Origin of the sequence: Brassicibacter mesophilus, from assembly GCF_050433385.1 — a bacterium.
Classification (GTDB): domain Bacteria; phylum Bacillota; class Clostridia; order Tissierellales; family Proteiniboraceae; genus Brassicibacter; species Brassicibacter mesophilus.
Genome location: NZ_JBNPXI010000003.1, coordinates 258,081 through 278,091 on the forward strand (window position 1 = coordinate 258,081; position 20,011 = coordinate 278,091).

General features: G+C 32.1%; 18 protein-coding genes and 1 other annotated feature. Of the genes, 16 read left to right on the forward strand and 2 right to left on the reverse strand.

Annotation, left to right across the window (positions count from 1 at the left end; all coding sequences use genetic code 11):
* Positions 1-79 precede the first annotated feature (79 nt).
* On the forward strand, positions 80-697 hold the full coding sequence (locus HNR33_RS06175) for an accessory gene regulator ArgB-like protein (protein ID WP_429081277.1): 618 nt from the start codon (positions 80-82) through the stop codon (positions 695-697).
* Positions 681-800 (forward strand): cyclic lactone autoinducer peptide, encoded by a 120-nt coding sequence (locus HNR33_RS06180; protein ID WP_429081279.1) that lies wholly within the window; start codon positions 681-683, stop codon positions 798-800. The genes HNR33_RS06175 and HNR33_RS06180 overlap by 17 nt, the downstream gene beginning before the upstream one ends.
* Positions 801-1,112: 312 nt before the next feature.
* On the opposite strand, the gene pepT is transcribed toward HNR33_RS06180, so the two are convergent.
* Positions 1,113-2,336 carry a peptidase T gene (pepT, locus tag HNR33_RS06185; RefSeq protein WP_429081281.1) on the reverse strand — a complete coding sequence of 408 codons (1,224 nt, stop codon included), beginning with the start codon at positions 2,334-2,336 and terminating at the stop codon, positions 1,113-1,115.
* A 158-nt stretch (positions 2,337-2,494) separates the two neighbouring features.
* On the opposite strand from pepT, the gene HNR33_RS06190 reads away from it, so the two are divergent.
* The 3 genes from HNR33_RS06190 (at position 2,495) to HNR33_RS06200 (ending at position 6,374) form a co-directional block, all read left to right on the forward strand.
* Positions 2,495-4,054, forward strand: a complete 1,560-nt coding sequence (locus tag HNR33_RS06190) for a hypothetical protein (RefSeq protein WP_429081284.1) — start codon at positions 2,495-2,497, stop codon at positions 4,052-4,054.
* A 256-nt stretch (positions 4,055-4,310) separates the two neighbouring features.
* Positions 4,311-6,011: a glycosyl hydrolase family 18 protein gene (locus HNR33_RS06195; protein WP_429081285.1), complete on the forward strand. Its 1,701-nt coding sequence runs from the start codon at positions 4,311-4,313 to the stop codon at positions 6,009-6,011.
* Between the two features lie 198 nt (positions 6,012-6,209).
* On the forward strand, positions 6,210-6,374 hold the full coding sequence (locus tag HNR33_RS06200; protein WP_429081287.1) for a Spo0E family sporulation regulatory protein-aspartic acid phosphatase: 165 nt from the start codon (positions 6,210-6,212) through the stop codon (positions 6,372-6,374).
* 37 nt (positions 6,375-6,411) lie between these two features.
* Here the strand turns inward: HNR33_RS06200 and HNR33_RS06205 are convergent, their stop codons facing one another.
* Positions 6,412-7,194 (reverse strand): ZIP family metal transporter, encoded by a 783-nt coding sequence (locus HNR33_RS06205; RefSeq protein WP_429081288.1) that lies wholly within the window; start codon positions 7,192-7,194, stop codon positions 6,412-6,414.
* A 138-nt stretch (positions 7,195-7,332) separates the two neighbouring features.
* Between HNR33_RS06205 and HNR33_RS06210 the strand changes: the two genes are divergently transcribed.
* From HNR33_RS06210 to HNR33_RS06260, 11 genes are all read left to right on the forward strand, one after another.
* Complete coding sequence (locus tag HNR33_RS06210) at positions 7,333-8,034, forward strand: response regulator transcription factor (RefSeq protein WP_429081290.1); 702 nt, start codon at positions 7,333-7,335, stop codon at positions 8,032-8,034.
* Entirely contained in the window at positions 8,027-9,451 is a 1,425-nt protein-coding gene (locus HNR33_RS06215; RefSeq protein WP_429081292.1) for a sensor histidine kinase, read from the forward strand. Before HNR33_RS06210 ends, HNR33_RS06215 begins: the two co-directional genes overlap by 8 nt.
* Positions 9,452-9,534: 83 nt before the next feature.
* Positions 9,535-10,686: a S1C family serine protease gene (locus HNR33_RS06220; protein ID WP_429081295.1), complete on the forward strand. Its 1,152-nt coding sequence runs from the start codon at positions 9,535-9,537 to the stop codon at positions 10,684-10,686.
* Between the two features lie 253 nt (positions 10,687-10,939).
* The gene (locus HNR33_RS06225; protein WP_429081297.1) at positions 10,940-11,668 is read left to right on the forward strand and encodes a YetF domain-containing protein; all 729 of its coding nucleotides are present in this window, start codon (positions 10,940-10,942) and stop codon (positions 11,666-11,668) included.
* 72 nt (positions 11,669-11,740) lie between these two features.
* Positions 11,741-11,987 (forward strand) — a binding site (T-box leader).
* Positions 11,988-12,044: 57 nt separating this feature from the next.
* Positions 12,045-13,955, forward strand: coding sequence for a threonine--tRNA ligase (gene thrS / locus HNR33_RS06230; RefSeq protein ID WP_429081299.1), 1,911 nt, complete (start codon positions 12,045-12,047; stop codon positions 13,953-13,955).
* Between the two features lie 124 nt (positions 13,956-14,079).
* Positions 14,080-14,496, forward strand: coding sequence for a GNAT family N-acetyltransferase (locus tag HNR33_RS06235; protein WP_429081301.1), 417 nt, complete (start codon positions 14,080-14,082; stop codon positions 14,494-14,496).
* A gap of 143 nt (positions 14,497-14,639) precedes the next feature.
* Positions 14,640-15,335: a FadR/GntR family transcriptional regulator gene (locus HNR33_RS06240; RefSeq protein ID WP_429081303.1), complete on the forward strand. Its 696-nt coding sequence runs from the start codon at positions 14,640-14,642 to the stop codon at positions 15,333-15,335.
* A 180-nt stretch (positions 15,336-15,515) separates the two neighbouring features.
* On the forward strand, positions 15,516-16,304 hold the full coding sequence (locus HNR33_RS06245; protein WP_429081305.1) for an electron transfer flavoprotein subunit beta/FixA family protein: 789 nt from the start codon (positions 15,516-15,518) through the stop codon (positions 16,302-16,304).
* Positions 16,305-16,315: 11 nt separating this feature from the next.
* Positions 16,316-17,542, forward strand: coding sequence for an FAD-binding protein (locus tag HNR33_RS06250; RefSeq protein ID WP_429081308.1), 1,227 nt, complete (start codon positions 16,316-16,318; stop codon positions 17,540-17,542).
* A gap of 3 nt (positions 17,543-17,545) precedes the next feature.
* Positions 17,546-18,940 (forward strand): FAD-binding oxidoreductase, encoded by a 1,395-nt coding sequence (locus HNR33_RS06255; protein WP_429081310.1) that lies wholly within the window; start codon positions 17,546-17,548, stop codon positions 18,938-18,940.
* Positions 18,941-19,080: 140 nt separating this feature from the next.
* A complete protein-coding gene (locus tag HNR33_RS06260; RefSeq protein WP_429081312.1) occupies positions 19,081-19,788 on the forward strand; it encodes a 16S rRNA (uracil(1498)-N(3))-methyltransferase in 708 nt (235 codons plus the stop codon).
* The last annotated feature ends 223 nt before the right edge of the window (positions 19,789-20,011 follow it).

Below are 20,011 nucleotides of genomic sequence, written 5' to 3' on the forward strand. Positions count from 1 at the left end.
ACTTATGCCTAATAGCTTGTCCTTAAAGTAAAATTGTGGTATTTTTAACTTAGAGTAAATATTAAAAGGAAGATGAAAAATGATTAATCAAATGGCATCTTATGTGGTTAATATTATGAAGCGCAATAATACTATTGATGAAAAAGAAATGGACTTATATGTTTTTGGAATGGAAGTATTGCTTATTACTTCAATCAAGGGAATAGGCCTATTTATTATAGCGTTTGCACTGGGACTTTTGAAAGAAGCTATTGCTTTTATTTTAGCCTTTAGTATGTTGAGAATGCAAGCAGGAGGGGTGCATCTAGAATCCTTTTGGAAATGTTTTATTGTTACCAACATTATAACTTTCTTTTCTATATATCTTGTCATATTTTTACCTATCAATCACACTATTATTTATCAGATTATTATATTAGCTGTATCCATTATTTTAACAATATTATATTCTCCTGTTGATACTCCAAATAAACCTTTAAATGAGGAAGAAACAAAGTTATATAAAAAAAGGAGCTTGTTTGTAATACTTATAGGAAGCGTAATCATTATCATCCTAAGCCTATTTAGTACATCATTTATTGTTTATGGTAATATCGCATCATTTGGTTTTTTATGTGAGGGAATTACTTTGACACCTTTGGTGGCAAAGAAAAAAATAGATGATTTAGGAGGTGAACTGAATGAAAGGGAAAACTAAATTATTAGGTAGCGTTGCAGCAGCAGCTATGGTTTTTGCTAATTTAGGAATGAATGTAAACTGTATCGGTATTTTGTATCAACCTAAGTGTCCTAGAAGATAACTCAACGACTTAGCATCAAAAAGATATTTGGTTTCAGAAATTATGAAGCAGAAGTAGAAGAACACAAATATAGAACTACAGCTAAATTTTATGATGATTTAGGAGTAGTAGCTGAAAACTATATTGCTGATCATAATCTGTAAAAAAATTTGAAGTTTTGAGGGCATATTTATTGAGACTGACTTTAATGTCGGTCTCTATTTTTCGGCACAAAAAAATAAAAAGGACACATAATCTATCCTTTTTATTTGATGGCGTGCTTTATTGTATGAGAGTAACAATTCTTGCACATTTCAATATCTGGAGGGGCCTTTATTCAGCATATAGCTCAGCTATCTTAAGTATAACCTCAACTGCTTTTTCCATAGACTCTACACATATATATTCATATTTGCCATGGAAGTTATGCCCACCAGTAAAAATATTAGGGCATGGTAATCCCATGTAAGATAACCTTGCTCCGTCAGTGCCTCCGCGAATAGGCTTAATCTTCGGGCTAACTCCGACTTCATTCATAGCTCTACTTGCTATATCAACCACATGCATAACGGGTTCAATTTTTTCTTTCATGTTATAGTATTGATCTTTTAGCTCTAATGATAATGTATTTTCACCATATTTTATATTTAGGAACTCAACTACTTTTTTAATAAGTTTTTTCTTTTGTTCAAAATTATCTTTATCATGATCTCTTATAATATATTGAATAGTAGTCTCTTCAACTTCTCCGTTTATCCCCACTAAATGGAAGAAACCTTCATAGTTTTCAGTATACTGTGGTTTTTGGTTCTCTGGTAGCATTGCATTTAGTTCTATAGCTATTTCCATAGAGTTAATCATTTTGTTTTTTGCAGATCCGGGATGGACATTTCTACCTTGAATAGTTATTTTTGCCCCAGCAGCATTGAAGTTTTCGTATTCAAGTTCACCAATTGTTCCACCATCTATTGTGTAAGCATAGTCAGCACCAAATTTCTCTACATCAAAATAGTCAGCACCTTGACCTACTTCTTCATCTGGAGTAAATGCTACCTTTATTGTACCATGTTTAATAGAAGGGTTGTTGACAAGATACTCTATAGCTGTAATTATCTCAGCTATACCAGCTTTATCATCTGCACCAAGTAGAGTAGTTCCATCTGTAGTAATCAATGTTTTACCTATGTATTCCTTTAAATCTGAGAAATTTTTTGGAGAGAGAACAATATTTTTTTCACTGTTTAAGATTATATCGTTTCCATTGTAGTTATCAACAAAAATAGGGTTTACATTTTCACCAGACATGTCTGGGCTTGTATCCATGTGAGCAATAAAACCTATAGTTGGAACGTCCTTGTCAATATTAGAAGAAAGAGTAGCCATTACATATCCTTTTTCATCGACTGAAGCATCATTAAGCCCTATTTCTTTTAATTCTTTGACTAATAGGTTAGCTAGATTAAATTGTTTTTTTGTGCTTGGAAAGGTTTTAGAATTCTCATCTGATTTCGTATCAATTTTTACATACCTTAAAAATTTGTCAGTTACTTTTTCCATAAAAAACATCTCCCTTTCGAACATTTTCAAGATTTACTTTAACTGTATTATACTTTATTTTTTTATTGATTTACAAGTACTGATATTTTGCTGTAATAATGGAACAAAATAACAGTATTTACGTCAGTATGATTAATATTATATTAGGAGTTGATGATATGAATAAAAAAGGGCTGATAGTTGCAATATTAGCTATAGCATTAACTTTTTTAATAGCTTGTAAAAGTACCGAAGTAAATGATTCTATCAAAGATGTACAAACTAATACTGATGTTCAGGATGTTGAAATCCAAGATAAACATAAAACAAGTGAAGATGAGTTAAAAGAAGAAGCGGAAAAAATATTTACAGTTGATAATAGTGAAAATAAAATAAAAATATTATTTGATTCAAAAAGTAAACTACAGCCTTCTTTTTATGATGTCAAATGGCTTAATAATACTAATTTTGCTTACAAATGTTATTCAAAAGATGGTATGAATAACAGGTACTATGAATTTAATACCTTAACCAAAGAAATAAAACAAACATTTAATTTAGACGGCGAGTATTACTGGCAGACACTAGTGAATGATGGGCAAGGGCTCATATACTCGAATGATGGATTTAATGGACTGTATTATTTATCTAAAAACAAAGAAAGTACAAAAATCATGGATTCCCAAAGGTGGTATAATATATCTCCAGATGGGAGAAAAATTATAATCAATGGCTCTCCTACAAAAGATAGTACTCAAGAGCATTTTCAAAGATATATTTATGATATTGAAAGTGGAGCACTCATTCTAAATGAATCAATTCCTGACATGGACTATGTATTTTCGTATTTAGCAGCTAGATGGAGTCATGATTCGATCCACATTTCTTCGCAAGAAACAGATAAAAGTAATAGTTTGAAGATTATCGATACAGTTAATAATAAAGTGAAAAAAGAAATCATTATTGATGGAGCGATTATATCCTATCCATGCTGGTCTACTAATGGAAAGGAACTTGCTTTCTTAGTTCAATCGGAACAAAATAGTGGATACGTTTTAGAGGGCGAAGATACGAATTTTTACTTATCTGATAGAGTAGGTATTTATAGTACCGAAGATAATTCTCTTAAATATATTGACCTTAAAGATTCCTTAGCAGTAAATCCTATAACTTGGGGAATAGAGAGTTCGGGTTTCTTCATTGATACAGTGCCTAAAAGTACAGCAGATGAAATCTTAGGTCGGACACATGATAGTGAAATAAATGAAAAATATGCTATGAATTATGTTAATGTTAGTACTGAAAAAGTGAAAGAGATTTTTAAAATAAAAATAGACATGTACTACAATAACATCCTAGTAACAACTGTTCCTTTAAAAATGCAAGATGATGGAACATTATTATATTATGAGTCGAATGAACTTGATGGGGAAATATCTTCTGTAAAAGCTTTTAATAGAGATACTGGAGAAATTATAGAAATATTTGAATCTAAAAGCTATATACAGCAGATATTTGAGAAAGATGATAAATTAGTTGTGATCTCTCAAGATGGTATATATGACATTGATAAAGACTTAAAACATGAGACCGTATTTAGTTTTGACACTTACAATGACGAAGGACTATCGTATATATACACTTCTGTCTCTCCTGATAAAGAAAGAGCAATTGTTGGGGTGGAGTACATTCATGGCTCACCTAAAGAAAGCTTTTTTGAATTAATAGATTTAAAATAAGACATTATTTATCATTATTTTTAAAAAAAGAGTCATAATAAATGTTTAAATGATATTATATCGGGTAAAAAAGGAATAGATAGATGATAATAATTATCATTAAATCCCCCAAACTCCCCCGTTTCAACAGGACCTTTATAGGTCCTGTTGTTTTTTCAAAAAGTAATAGTATTGTAATTAAACTGTAACGTTAATTGGCTTAAATACTAACGAAAAACTGGTATAATATATTAAAAGAACTATAGGGGGTAGGCACATGGCGAAAAAAGTACTATTATTTACATTTACTGTAGTTGTTATGACTTTATTTTCAATGGTAGGAATGCTGTTTTTAAGACCAGTTGAACCATATCATACTGTTATGGCATTTTCAGATGAGGTAGTAAACATTGTAATTGATGACCAGAATATACAGACTAATATCTATCCAGTTATTCAGGGGAATCAAATACTTATACCAGTAAGTTTATTAAAGGACTATATTTATAGTGATATAGAATTAAGCGAGCAATACAACAGATTATATGTGAACATAAAAAGTCCTAATTTTAAGCTCGAAACAGAGGAATTAGATAATAGAATAGAAGATGGAATAAATCTGAATTTTCTCACTCAAAATATTGATGATATAAATTACATAAACATTGTAGGATTAGAAAAAATATTTGGTATATCAGTGGAATATAAAGAAGAAAGTAATATACTAATCATAGACAAAATAAGAGAAAATGATGAAATTGGAAAGATAAATCACTCTACATATCTAAGACTTGATAAATCTTCATTTAGCTCTAAACTGGACAAGCTAAGCAAGGATGAAAGGGTTTTAGTATTTGAAGAAGATGGGAAATGGGTAAAAATAAGAACAGATAAGGGTTTTATAGGATATGTTCAGAAAAAATACATTGATGCTAACGTGGAGGAAAAGAACGTAGATATATCTCTAAATGAGGTTAGAGAAGACTGGAAACCGACTGGAAAGCTTAATCTTGTCTGGGAATACGTGAGAAAATACTCTCCTGATCTATCAACAGAACAGAAGATAGAAGGCCTCGATGTAATATCTCCTACTTGGTTTTCAATAGTTGATGCAAGTGGATATGTGGTAAACAATGCTGATTATAAGTATTCACAAGATGCGCATTCTAAAGGATATAAGGTATGGGGACTTATTGACAATAGTTTTGATAAAGAATTGACTAAAGCCTTACTTGCTGATGAGAAGGCACAGGAAAGAGCAATAAATCAGATATTAATTTATGCGAGTATTTATGACCTTGATGGAATAAATATTGATTTTGAAAATGTATACTACGAAGATAAAGACAATCTTACTAGTTTTGTAGACAAGCTAACAAAAGCATTAAAGCAACAAAATTTAGTAGTATCTATGGATACAACTGTTCCATCATCTAGTTCAACATGGTCGAAGTTTTACGATAGAGAAAAGCTGAGCCAAATATTAGATTACGTGATGGTGATGACTTATGATGAACACTGGGCTGCAAGTCCAAAAAGTGGATCTGTAGCTTCACTAAGTTGGGTTGACAGAAGCATAGAAAGAACACTTGAATATATTCCTAAGGAAAAACTAATAATGGGAATACCGTTCTATACAAGGGAATGGGAAGAAACTAAGGATGCGAATGGTAAGATAACAGTAAAGTCAAAGGCCCTGTCTATGGAGGCAGTATCTAATAGGATAAAAGACAATAATTCGCAGATAGTGTGGCTTGAAGATGTAGGCCAGAATTATACTGAGTATATTAAAGATGGCAAGAAATATAGAATATGGATTGAGGACGAAAAATCAATAGAGCTTAAGTCATCATTAGTGTATAAACATGATTTAGTAGGAACAGCTTCTTGGAGAAAAGGGTTTGAAGTTGAAGGTGTGTGGACAGTATTAAACAATGTTATTAAGTTCAATAATAAATTGGTAATGAATAGAGAATAGACCATAATAAATAGTTTGCAAGCTCAAAAAAATGTCGTAAAATGTACCATTAAAGTTTTGCTAAAATATATTAAAAAATGTTGAAACATAAGAAAGGAAATGGTATTATATTACACGGCAATTAAAGTTTTACAAAATTGAGAGTGAAAATCTAATTGAAGCTTGCTATCTATTTTATTGTAGGGAAGGGAAGAGGATATGAAAAAAGTGGCGTTATTTAGAATAAAGGACATCATTAAGGACAAGCGAGAGGAGCTAGATGAACTTTTATCTAATGACCATGTAGATAAAGAGAAAGCTTTAGAATTGAGCGTTGAGCTGGACAAGCTTATATCTAAATATTATTGTATAGTAAATGAATAAAAAAATGTCTGCATAATATTATGCAGACATTTCTTTTTTATCCTAAAGTAACATCTAAAAACATCATAATAACAAATCCAATTAATACTCCATAAGTTGCTTGTCTCTCAAAACCATTTTTATGAGTCTCAGGAATTATTTCATCACTTATAACAAATAACATCGCACCAGCAGCAAAAGCAAGAACTAGTGGAAGAATTGGCCTTGCAAATTGTACTAAAAATAATCCTATAAATCCTCCTATAGGTTCCACTAGGCCAGTAAGTAAAGCTATGAAGAATGCTTTGCCAGTTGAATATTTTTCTCTTAATAAAGCAAGTGCAACAGCCATTCCTTCAGGAAGGTTTTGTAAGCCTATACCTATAGCTAAAGTTAATCCATTAGATATATTTCTGTCACCAAAACCAACACCAACAGCAAGTCCTTCAGGGAAATTATGTATTGTTATAGCTATTATGAATAGCCACATTTTAGCTAGAGAAGATTTTCTTCCTTCCTCACGTTTATCTAAAAGGTGAACATGTGGTGAATGCTTATCTGTAAAGTCTAAAAAAATTCCACCTAATAGAATTCCTACTAATGCAATAGCAGCCCCCTTAACTCCACCGCCACCATAATCTATAGCAGGAACAACTAAAGAAAATGATGTAGCAGCTAGCATTACACCAGCAGCAAACCCAAGCATTATATCAAGAGTTTTATTAGAAATATTTTTTGTGAAAAAAATAGGAATAGCTCCAAGTCCAGTTGCCAATCCTGCACCAATACTTGCTAGAATACCGATTAATATAACATTGTCTGAATTTAAAATACTAGTCATATAAATACCTCCAAAGTCAAAATGATAAACAAAATTATAGATTATATTTACCCTAATTTTTTTATTTATATCAAAAAGTTTAATTTCTTATGTATATTTGCTAATATTAGTATAAAGAACAAAAATGGAGTTGATAGTATGTCAAATCATATAGACAAAATTCTTGTTGTAGATGATGATGTTGAAATATGCAATCTTGTACAGATGTTTTTAGAAAAAGAAAGATTTGAAGTTGTCAAAGCATATGATGGAAAAGAAGCAATAGAGATATTCAAAACAGAAATGCCAAACCTAGTAATATTAGATATAATGCTTCCTAAAATGGATGGATATGATGTATGTAGAGAAGTCAAAAAGATAAGTGATGTACCAATAATCATGTTGACTGCTAAGGGAGAAACCTTTGATAAAGTCTTAGGACTAAGACTAGGAGCAGATGACTATATTGTTAAGCCATTTGATCCTGAAGAATTAATAGCTAGAATTCGTGCAGTATTAAGAAGAGTGTCTCCAAAAGATACTAATACTGAGGAAAAAATTATATTTCCTAGCTTAGCTTTAGATATGGATGATTTTAGTATAAAAGTAGTAGATGAGGTTATACAGCTTCCAAGAAAAGAAATGGAATTATTATATTTTCTTGCATCACATCCAAATAAACTGTTTACAAGAGAACAACTTATAGAACAGATATGGGGATACGATTTTTTAGGAGATACAAGAACTGTTGATGTACATGTAAAAAGACTTAGGGAAAAGCTGAGAGAAGTAGAAGATAAATATGAGATAAAGACAGTTTGGGGAGTAGGATATAAGTTTGAGGTGAAGAAAGTTGTTTAACTCAGTATTTAGAAAGCTTACATTTGTATATTTTATAGTTATATTGCTTAGCTTTATAATACTTAGCACATCAATGATTAAGATGCTTGGAAATTACTACTTTGATAAAAAAAGTGATGCACTTATTAATGAAGGCAAAAAGTTGAATACAACAATTGTAAGGCATCTTAATGGAGAAGTTGGATATGAAAGGCTGAGTACTGAGCTTGAGTCAATAGAGCGATTTCTTAATACAAAAATTTGGGTTGTAGATAGACTGGGGTATGTTTATGGTGTTTCTAGCAAAACAGAAACTAAATGGATAGGAAGGCAGCTCTCGGAAGAGGATATAATAAGTGTGCTCAAAGGAAATGTGATAACTAAAAGAGGAGAATATGATGAATATTTTGGTAGTCCTGTAATGACTGTTGGGGTCCCAATATTTATTAATGGCGAGGTCGTGACTGGGGTGTTTATGCACTCTCCAATATACGAAGTTAATGAAACACTGAGAGAAATATATAAAATAATATTTTATGCTATAGGTATATCATTATTAATAGCAACGATACTCTTATATATTATTTCACAAAAGATATCAAAGCCTATACTTGAAATAAACAAAATAACTAAGGTTATAGCATCAGGAGAGTTTAGTAAGAGAGTAGCTATTGAATCTAATGATGAAATAGGCCAGCTTGCAGAATCATTTAATAATATGGCTCAAGAGTTAGATAAGCTTGAAGAAATGAGAAAGGGATTTATTGCAGATGTTTCTCACGAGCTTAGATCTCCTCTGACTTTAATAAAAGGGTATATAAAAGGGTTAATGAATATGGACTTAACCTATGAAAAAAGACAAGAGTATTTGAATATAATATCAGATGAGACAGAAAGACTTACTGAATTAATAAACAACCTTCTTGACTTATCCAAGATGGAGTCTGGAAAATATTCTGTGAATATGACTAAGTTTGACATAAATGAGCTCATTAGAAGAAATATTATAAAATTCAGTAATAAACTTGAAGAAAAAAATATAGAGGTCGAAGTTTCTTTTAGTCATGACCCTATATTTGTTTTAGCAGAAAAAGATAGTATATCTCAAGTATTATCAAATCTAATTGATAATGCAATAAAATTTATGCATGATAAGGATAGCTTAATTATAAAAGCAGAAAAGGAAAATAAGAAGGCTATAGTGTCAATAAAGGATACTGGTATAGGAATATCAGAAGATGATATAAAAAATATCTGGCAAAGATTCTACAAAGGAGATAAATCAAGATCAAGACAGGTAAAAGGGACAGGATTAGGATTATCTATAGTAAAAGAGATTATTAAAAGTCATAACGAGAAAATATGGGTTCAAAGCAAAATAGACGGAGGAACTGAGTTTACATTTACACTAAGATTAGAGGATGAGGATTCATTATAATTTACAATTTGTTCATATTTTTTTAAAAATTATTGTCTATAATAAAATCAAATAGAATATCGAATATAAAAGGAGGTTTTATTATGGATAATTTCAATGAAAATCCTAATGTTGAATACCAACAGGACAGAGTAGAGAAAAAATATAAAAAGAGTAGACTAATCAATATGGTTTTAGTTTCAGTCATCATAGGAATGCTAATTGGTGGAGGATTTATGTATGGTTTTATTAATGTATCAGATTCTAATGTAGCAAGCACGGCAGAAGCTGCTGCACAGAATAAAACAACCACTAGCACACAGTGGTATACCAGCCCAGTAGTAGAAGTAGCTGATAAAGTACTTCCGTCTATAGTTATGATAAAAAACAAGGTTAATGTTAATAGTGGATTTATGACACAGAGCATGGATAAAGGTACAGGCTCAGGAATAATATACAGAGAAGATGGATATATAATAACAAATCAGCATGTTATTGATGGTGCATCAGAGCTTTTAGTAACATTACATGATGGGAAAGAGTATAAAGGAAGGGTATTAGGTCAAGATGCTAAAACTGACCTTGCAGTAATAAAGATAGATGCTACCAATTTACCAGCAGGGAAATTTGGTGACTCAACCAAGATAAAAGTTGGTGAGCTGGCTGTAGCTATTGGTAATCCTGCAGGTGAAGAATTTTCAGGAACTGTTACTGCAGGAATAGTAAGTGCTTTAGACCGATCATTATCATTAGGAGAAAAGAAAATGAAGCTTATTCAGACAGATGCAGCAATAAATCCTGGTAATAGTGGAGGAGCACTTGTAAATGAGAGAGGAGAAATAATCGGAATCAATAGCGTAAAGCTTTCTGCACCGGATATAGAAGGAATGGGATTTGCAATACCAATAAATGATGCTTTGCCTATAATAAATGAGTTAATGCAAAATGGATATGTAAAGAGACCTTGGATTGGTGTTGGAATAACAAATATTACAGACCAAATATCAAAAGAATATAATGTACCTAAAGGTATATACATTGCAAAAGTCTACTACAATAGCCCTGCAGAAAAAGCTGATCTTAAGGTAGATGATATTATAACAAAGATAAACGATAAAAATGTAGAAACAGTAACAGATTTATCTAATACAATAGAAGAATATAAGCCTGGAGACAAAATTAGAATAACCATATACAGAAATAAACAATATAAAGATATAGATATTACACTCGATGTAATGCCGCCTACTGAATAGTAAATAGGTGAGTCAGGGGACTAAACGGTTCCCTGACTCATTTTCGTTTAAATTAGCTCTTTTTTTGTTAAAATATATAGCACAATATATCCAACAACAATAAATAATATTGAAAATATTATTTCAAATAATAAGCGCACCTCTCTCACCTCAAATAAAATAATTATCTTTAAGAATAGTATTATCAAATAGTAGCAAAATATATATAAGAAATTCTATAGAAATAAGGTTTATTGTATTGGAGTTGATAAAAATGAAGCTATTTATTGAAGTTTTTGTTCAAACGCTACTTGCTTTTTTTTCAATATTATATATAACTAGACTGCTAGGAAGACAGCAGGTATCACAGCTTACGTTTCACGAGTATATAAATGGTATCACCTTTGGTTCTATAGCAGCTACTTTAGCAACCGACGTAAATCAAAAGACGTGGCAGCACTTATTGGGATTGATACTATTTGGAGTACTGACATTTTTAGTATCACTTATAACTCTAAAAAAACGATCAGTAAGAAAGGTACTAGAAGGAGAACCTATACTAGTAATACAGAATGGTCAGATACTAGAAAATAATATGAAACGTACTAGATATAATGTTGACGATTTGGGGTTGCTCTTGAGACAGGCAGATTGCTTTACACCAGATGATGTAGAATATGGAATTCTGGAAATGAACGGACTGCTAAGTGTAATAAAAAAAGGTGAAAAAAGAAATGTAACGCTTGGTGATCTTGATTTACCTCCAAAGCCAGAGACTATACCAACTGAACTAATAATAGGTGGACAGATAATTTATGAGAATTTAAGAAAAAGAGAAATTAGTGGTAAGGACTTAATAAACAATCTAAACATGTTTGGAGTTAACAAGGTTGATGAAGTAATGTATGCTACCATAGATGAAAATGGAAAAATGTATGTAGATAAATATGATGACAAATTAAAACCAAATACTGATTTTAGTGAAAATAATAATGGCATTTAAGTTGCAAAAATAAGTAAAAAATATCCTTGACAGTTTTTTTCATTAGCACTATAATATATAACAATACAATAAGATAAAGCAGTGAGAGGACGAGTAAGTTTGAAGTAGTCTCAAGAGAGGGGTTGTCGTGGCTGGAAGCGCCCTAGATGTATCAAACTGAAAACTATCCTTGAGTTGTATCCGAAACCAAATTATTTGGGTAAGGATTTCCGTTGATTACGTTATAATCACTCGAGTGGAATCTTTATAACACAGAAGTTTTTGTTATAATGAAAATTCTAATTAGGGTGGAACCGTGGGAAAAACTCTCGCCCCTAGATGAGCATCTAGGAGCGGGAGTTTTTATTATTTTTATAAAAAATGAGGAGGAGAAAATATGTCAAAAATTAATATTACATTACCAGATGGTTCGGTTAGACAATACGAAAGTGGAATAAAGGTTGTAGATATCGCAAAAAGCATAAGCGAGGGACTTGCAAGAGTGGTTCTTGGTGCTTTTGTAAATGGTGAGTTACTAGGATTAGAAGAAGAAGTAAATGAAGATGCAAAGGTTCAACTATTGAAATTTGAAGATGAAGGTGGGCAGGAGATATTTAGACATACAAGTGCTCACATGCTTGCTCAAGCAGTAAAAAGACATTTTCCAGATGCTAAGCTTGCTATAGGTCCCTCAATAAAAGATGGGTTCTATTATGACATAGATACTGAGCATAGGTTTACTCCAGAAGACTTAGAGATGCTTGAGAAGGAAATATCTAAGATTGCAAAAGAAAATTTAGAGCTTAAGAAATTTGTGCTAGACAGAGATGCAGCTTTAGAATATTTGAAGAAAGCTGGAGAAGACTACAAGGTAGAATTAGTTCAGGATTTACCAGAGGACTCAGTAATATCTTTCTATCAACAAGGTGACTTTACAGACCTTTGTAGAGGACCACATCTACCAAGTACTAAGAAGGTAAAAGCAGTTAAATTAACAAGCATAGCTGGAGCATACTGGAGAGGCGATGAAAAAAGACCTATGCTTCAAAGAATATATGGGACTTCTTTTGAAAAGCAAAAAGACTTAGATGCATATCTATTAATGCTTGAAGAAGCTAAGAAAAGAGACCATAGAAAGCTTGGAAAAGAGCTTGACATATTTAGTATGCATGGTGAAGGACCTGGATTCCCATTCTTCCATCCAAAAGGAATGATTCTTTGGAATACTATACAGGGATTTTGGAGAGAAGAACATACTAGGAGAGGATATGGAGAAATAAAAACTCCACTTATATTAAATGAACAGCTATGGCATCAATCAGGACACTGGGATCATTATAAAGAAAATATGTACTTTACAAGAATAGATGATAGCGATTATGCTATTAAGCCTATGAATTGTCCTGGATCTATGCTTATATATAAATCTCAAATGTTTAGCTATAGGGATTTACCGCTTAGATGGGCTGAACTTGGTCAAGTTCATCGTCATGAACTAGCAGGTGCTTTACATGGACTTATGAGGGTAAGAACATTTACACAAGATGATGCACATATATTCATGCTTCCAGAGCAAGTTAAGCAAGAGCTTATAAATGTAATAGACTTAGCAGATTTCGTCTATAAAGTGTTTGGATTTAAGTATCACGTAGAGCTTTCAACACGACCAGAGAACTCTATGGGAACAGAAGAACAATGGAATATAGCTACAGACAATCTAAGAGAAGCCTTAGAAGAAAAAGGCATCAAATATATAGTTAATGAAGGTGATGGAGCATTCTACGGACCTAAGATAGATTTCCATCTAGAAGACAGTATTGGACGTACTTGGCAGTGTGCTACAATTCAGCTTGACTTCCAGATGCCTGAAAGATTTGATTTAACATATATAGGTCAAGACAATGAAAAGCATAGACCAGTAATGATTCACAGAACAATACTAGGAAGTATGGAAAGATTTATAGGAGTACTGATAGAACATTATGCAGGAAAATTCCCAGTATGGCTGTCACCAGTTCAAGTAAATGTACTCCCTATATCAGATAAATTCAATGAATACGCTTATGATGTTAAGAAGAAGCTAGAAGAAAAAGGCATTAGAGCCGAAGTTGATACTAGAGCAGAAAAAATTGGATACAAGATAAGAGAAGCTCAGCTTGCAAAGACACCTTATATGCTTGTAGTAGGAGAAAAAGAAGCTGAAAGCAATGCAGTTTCAGTAAGAGTGAGAGATGAAGGAGATATTGGCTCAATGCAAGTTGATGAGTTTGTTAATAGAATAATAAAAGAAGTTGAAGATAAGAAATAGTGTAGACGGTCAATTGACCGTCTTTTTGTTTAGAAACTTAATATAAAAGGATAATGTAATATGATGACGAATAGATATATTTATAAAATAAAATAATTTTCAAATAACTATAAGGGGGATAAGTATGAAAAAAAAATTTGGTGATTATGTAATAAGTGATGATAAATCACTATTATCAATTGACAGAATTTACGATATGCTTTCAAAAACATATTGGGGTAAAAATAGAGCTAAAGAAGTACAAGAAGCTGCAATAAATAATTCCGTTAATTATGGAGTATATTATAATAACAAATTAGTGGGATATGCAAGAGTAGTTACAGATTATGCTACTATGTTTTGGTTATGTGATGTTATAGTTAGTGGAGAACATAGAGGTAAAGGCATTGGTAAAAATTTGGTTGAATGTATCGTAAATTCTGATGAATTTAAGGATAAGCTTGGTATTTTGATGACTAAAGACGCACATGGACTATATGAAAAATATGGCTTTATAAGCAATCCACAAAACTCAATGTGTAAACCGCTGAAGAAGGACTAATAAAATGATAGAAATGATTGTTTGCTTAACTTGTGAAGCAAAAGGCTATATGTTATATTGTATTCAGTAGTAATTATAGAATAGTTGAAAAACGATTTACGAAATATTAAGAGCAATAGTTTGAAAACAGGAGAGATTAGCACATGTTTACTCAGATAAAGAACAAAAAAATATACGAGCAAGTTATTGAACAGATACAAGAGATGATAATGAATGGAACCTTAAAGAAGGAAGATAAGCTCCCATCTGAGAGAGATTTAGCAGAAATGCTGGGAGTTAGCAGAACATCTATAAGAGAAGCCTTTAGATCACTTGAGATTATTGGACTCATTGAAAGTAGACAGGGAGAAGGAACATACATAAAAGGTGACCTTGAATCTGGTATTTTCGAGCCCCTTTCAGTGATGTTTATGCTTAATAAAGGTAAGTCCAGAGATGTTCTAGAATTAAGAAAAGTAATAGAAATAGAGGCTGCAAGACTAGCAGCTACAAGAATAGAATCAAGCCAAAAGGATGAACTAATACAAATAATTGAAGAACTAAAAAATGCAGATAATGAAAAAGACAGTGCAGAGATAGATAAAAAGTTTCACTACAAAATTGCTGAGTTAACTGGCAATTATTTGATATTGACTCTTTTAAATGCAATATCAAGTCTTATGGAAGCTTTCATCAAAGATGCTCGACTAAAAATCATGTCTGAGGCAAAAAACAGAGATACATTAATAATTCACCACAAAGAAATATGTGATGCTATAATCTCTAATAATTCTGATAAAGCAGCATTAGCTATGAAAGCACATTTAGATTATATTAATAAAATAATTAAAAGTTTATAACACTACTTATCTTTAAAGTGCGCCCCAAATGTTAGATAAAAAAACTAATATTTAGAGGTGCCTTTTTTACATTATCCTTTGTTAAAATACTATCAAAAGTAGAAACCTTATTAATGATGTGATACTATTAAAATATAACTGGTATGACCATAGTACCAAATGTAAATAGGAGGTATCGATATGGAAATAATTGTTTGTATCAAGCAGGTTCCAGGGACTTCAGACGTAAAGGTTGATGAAGAAACTGGTGTGTTAAAAAGAGATGGAATCGATTCTAAGATGAACCCTTATGATTTGTATGCCATTGAAACAGCTATAAGAATTAAAGAGAAAGTTGGCGCCAAGATATGTGCTCTAAGCATGGGACCTCCACAAGCAGCAGAGATAATCAAAGAGGCTTTTATGATGGGTGTTGATGAAGGTGCTCTTTTATCAGACAGAAAATTTGCAGGGGCTGATGTTCTTGCTACAGCTTATACAATATCTCAAGGTATAAAGAAAGTAGGGGTTCCAGATTTGATTATATGTGGGAAGATGACGACAGATGGAGACACTGCTCAAGTAGGTCCAGAAATTGCTGAATTTCTAGGTATACCTCATGCTACAAATGTATTAAATATAATTGAAATAAAGAAACAATCGATAGTTATTGAGATGGATATGCCCACTACAGTAGAGATCGTTGAGGTACAGTATCCGTGTCTCATAACAGTTGAGAAAGACATATTCCAACCAAGGCTTCCATCATTTAAACTAAAAATGTCTACTAAGGATAAACAAATACCTGTTTATGGATTGAAGGATTATGATGAACAAGATGAAATGAAATACGGACTTAATGGTTCACCTACGCAGGTCAAAAGGATATTTCCACCACAGAGTAATATTGATTATGAAATATGGGAAGGAAGTACTGAAGAGTTAGTAGGGAAGCTGGTTACTAAGCTAAAAGAACAGAAAATTATATAAGGAGGGATAATATGTCTAAGATAATAATACATCAGCATAAGATAAAAAATATTGAAGAGACTCTAAAAATATGCCCTTTTGGAGCAATTGAATATACACAAAACAAACTGGATATTACTTCAGCTTGCAAGATGTGTAGGATTTGTGTCAAAAAAGGACCTGAAGGTGCTTTCGAGTTCGTTGAAACACAAACACATCAAATAAACAAGGACGAATGGAATGGGATAGCTGTATATGTTGACCATGTTGATGGAGATATCCATCCTGTAACATATGAGCTTATTGGTAAGGCGAAAGAAATGGCAGAAAAGATAAATTATCCTGTATATTGCGTTTTTATGGGCTATGGTATCAAAAACAAGGCAGATGAATTATTACATTATGGTGTTGATAAGGTTTTTATATATGATTATGATGAACTTGAAAGCTTTCGTATAGAACCATACGCAGCTGTGTTTGAAGATTTCATAAATAAGCATAAACCATCAATTGTTTTAGTAGGAGGTACAACTATAGGAAGGTCTCTTGCACCAAGGGTAGCTGCTAGATTTAGAACTGGACTAACAGCTGATTGTACAATATTGGACATTCAAAACAATACAGACCTAGACCAAATAAGACCTGCCTTTGGAGGGAATATTATGGCCCACATATATACTCCAAATCATAGGCCTCAGTTTGCAACAGTGAGATATAAGATTTTTGATGCACCCGAAAAGAAAGAAAAGAAAAAAGGAGAAATAATTTATTGTGATATTTTTAAAGATAAGCTTCAATCAAAAATCACTGTTTTAGAAATAAAGAAAAAGAAAAGAGAAGTAGGTATAGAAGAGGCTGAAATAATTGTAGTTGCAGGAAGAGCAATTAAAAAAGAAGAAGATTTGAAAATGATACATGAATTAGCAGAGCTTTTAGGAGGGCAAGTAGCAGCTACGAGACCTCTTATTGAGTCAGGATGGACAAATGCAAAGAATCAGATTGGTTTAAGCGGTAGAACTGTAAAACCAAAGCTTATAATTACTTTAGGTGTTTCTGGAGCGATTCAGTTTGTTGCAGGTATGAATAATTCAGATTGTATAATATCAATAAACTCAGACAAAAATGCACCAATATTTAATGTTGCACATTATGGAATTACAGGTGATATATATGAAATCATTCCTAAATTAGTAGACAGATTGAAGTCAAAAAAAATAAACGGAGAAAAGAATATCCTAACTTCAGTATTGGAGGTGTAAAAAATGAATTATAAGAAGATTGTAAAAAATGATATAGATTTTTTAATTAAAGTATGTGGAAGAGAAAGAGTATTTGTTGGAGAAGAAATAAACGAAGATTTTTGGCGCGATGAACTTGCAGGTATCAAAAAGTCTCCAGAGGTTCTTGTAGAGGTTTTAAATACAGAAGAAGTTTCAAAGATAATGAAATATGCATATGATAATGATATTCCAGTTACTCCTAGAGGTTCAGGAACTGGTCTAGTAGGAGGCTCTGTTGCTATATATGGTGGTATAATGTTAAGTCTTACAAGAATGAATAGGATACTCGAAATAGATGAAGAAAATTTGACATTAACAGTAGAGCCTGGGGTATTACTAATGGAAATATCTAAGTATGTTGAAAGCTATGATTTGTTTTATCCGCCAGATCCAGGAGAAAAAAGCGCTACTATCGGTGGGAATATAAGCACTAATGCAGGCGGCATGAGAGCTGTAAAGTATGGTGTTACCAGAGATTATGTAAGAGGTCTAGAGATAGTAATGCCAAATGGTCAGGTAATGGAGCTAGGTGGGAAGGTAGTTAAAAACAGCTCAGGATACAGCTTGAAGGACTTAATTGTTGGAGCAGAAGGTACTCTTGGCATAGTCACTAAAGCAATATTAAAGCTTTTACCATTGCCTAAAAAAGCTATAAGCTTACTCATACCATTTCCGAACTTAGATATGGCAATAGAAACAGTACCCAAAATTATTAAGTCAAAAGTAATTCCTACAGCTATTGAATATATGGTAAGAGATGTTATTTTGGCGTCTGAAGAATTTTTAGGAAAGAAGTTTCCAGATAGTACTTCAGATGCCTATCTATTATTAACATTCGATGGAAACAGTAAAGAAGAAATAGAAAATTCATATGATAAGGTAGCTCATATTTGTCTAGAAGAAGGGGCATTAGATGTATTGATTTCTGATACTCAAGAAAGACAGGAATCTATTTGGTCAGCAAGAGGCGCTTTCCTTGAGGCAATTAAAGCTTCCACTACTGAGATGGATGAATGTGATGTTGTTGTTCCAAGAAATAAGATTGCACAATTTGTGAAATTTGCAGACGAATTACAAGAAAGATTCCATATTAGAATTAAGGGCTTTGGTCATGCAGGAGATGGAAACCTTCATATATACATTCTTAAGGATAATCTTAGTGAAGAAGAGTGGAAAAAGAAGTTAAGCCAAGTATTTGACTGCATGTATGAGGAGGCAAACAAGCTAGGAGGCAAAGTTTCAGGAGAGCACGGCATAGGCTTTGCTAAGAAGCCTTTCCTTGAAGAATCAATGGGCGAACAAGGAATGGAAATATTAAAGAATATTAAGCTTGCTTTTGATCCTAAAAATATTCTTAATCCAGGTAAGATTTGCTAATATTTTGCTTTTGATAGACTTTACTAAACTCATGTATATTACATGAGTTTTTATTTTAATAATATATCTATGATTGAGTAAATAATAAGCTAGTGCTAAAATATAGTAGACCATATAATTTAATAGAAGGGAAAACTCAAATGAACCTGATAATACTATTTGAAGATGATTTTATAAATAATAATAAAGTTAGATTGACAGGAAGAAGATTAAATCACGTTCTTTCAGTTCATAGAGCAGAAATAGGAGATACACTAAAAGTAGGACTTTTAAATGATAAAATAGGAAAAGGATTAATTACGAAACTTAATAGCGAAGTATTAGAAATGGATGTAGATCTTATAGAACAAAGTCCATCTCCTTCAAACGTTCAGCTTATACTTGCGATGCCGAGACCTAAGGCTTTAAAAAGAATCATACAAGATGCAACAACCATGGGAATAAAAAAACTGTATATAATAAAAACCTGGAGAGTTGAAAAAAGCTTTTGGAACAGCCCTGTTTTGTCAGAAGAAAGCTTATTTGAATATATGGTACTAGGACTTGAACAAGCTAAAGATACAATACTACCCGAAGTAAAAATCGTAAAGCTGTTCAAACCATTTGTAGAAGATCAAATTCCAGAGATAATAAAAGGAACAAAAGCGATTGTAGCTCATCCAACAGGACAAAAAGAATGTCCAAGAAATATTAATGAACCTTTGACCTTAGCAATTGGTCCAGAAGGTGGATTTATTCCATATGAGGTTGATATGCTGGAAGAACAAGGATTTGAAGCAGTAAATCTAGGAGAAAGAATATTGAGAGTTGAAACTGCCATTCCTGTTATATTAGGAAGATTGTCGTAAAACCGAGATAAGAGTAGCATAAAGATTATAATTTTCGAGAAATGAAAATTTATGGTCTTTTTCTGTTAATTTGGATTAAATAGAGGGTAATATATGAAGTATATGGATTTGAAAAAAAGGTATTTTTGACATAAAATAGAATATAAACTTTAAAAATGCCTAGTCGTGCAATTTTAATTGTAAATAAAAAAAGATAGAACTTAATTAAGGGACAAGCTATAAT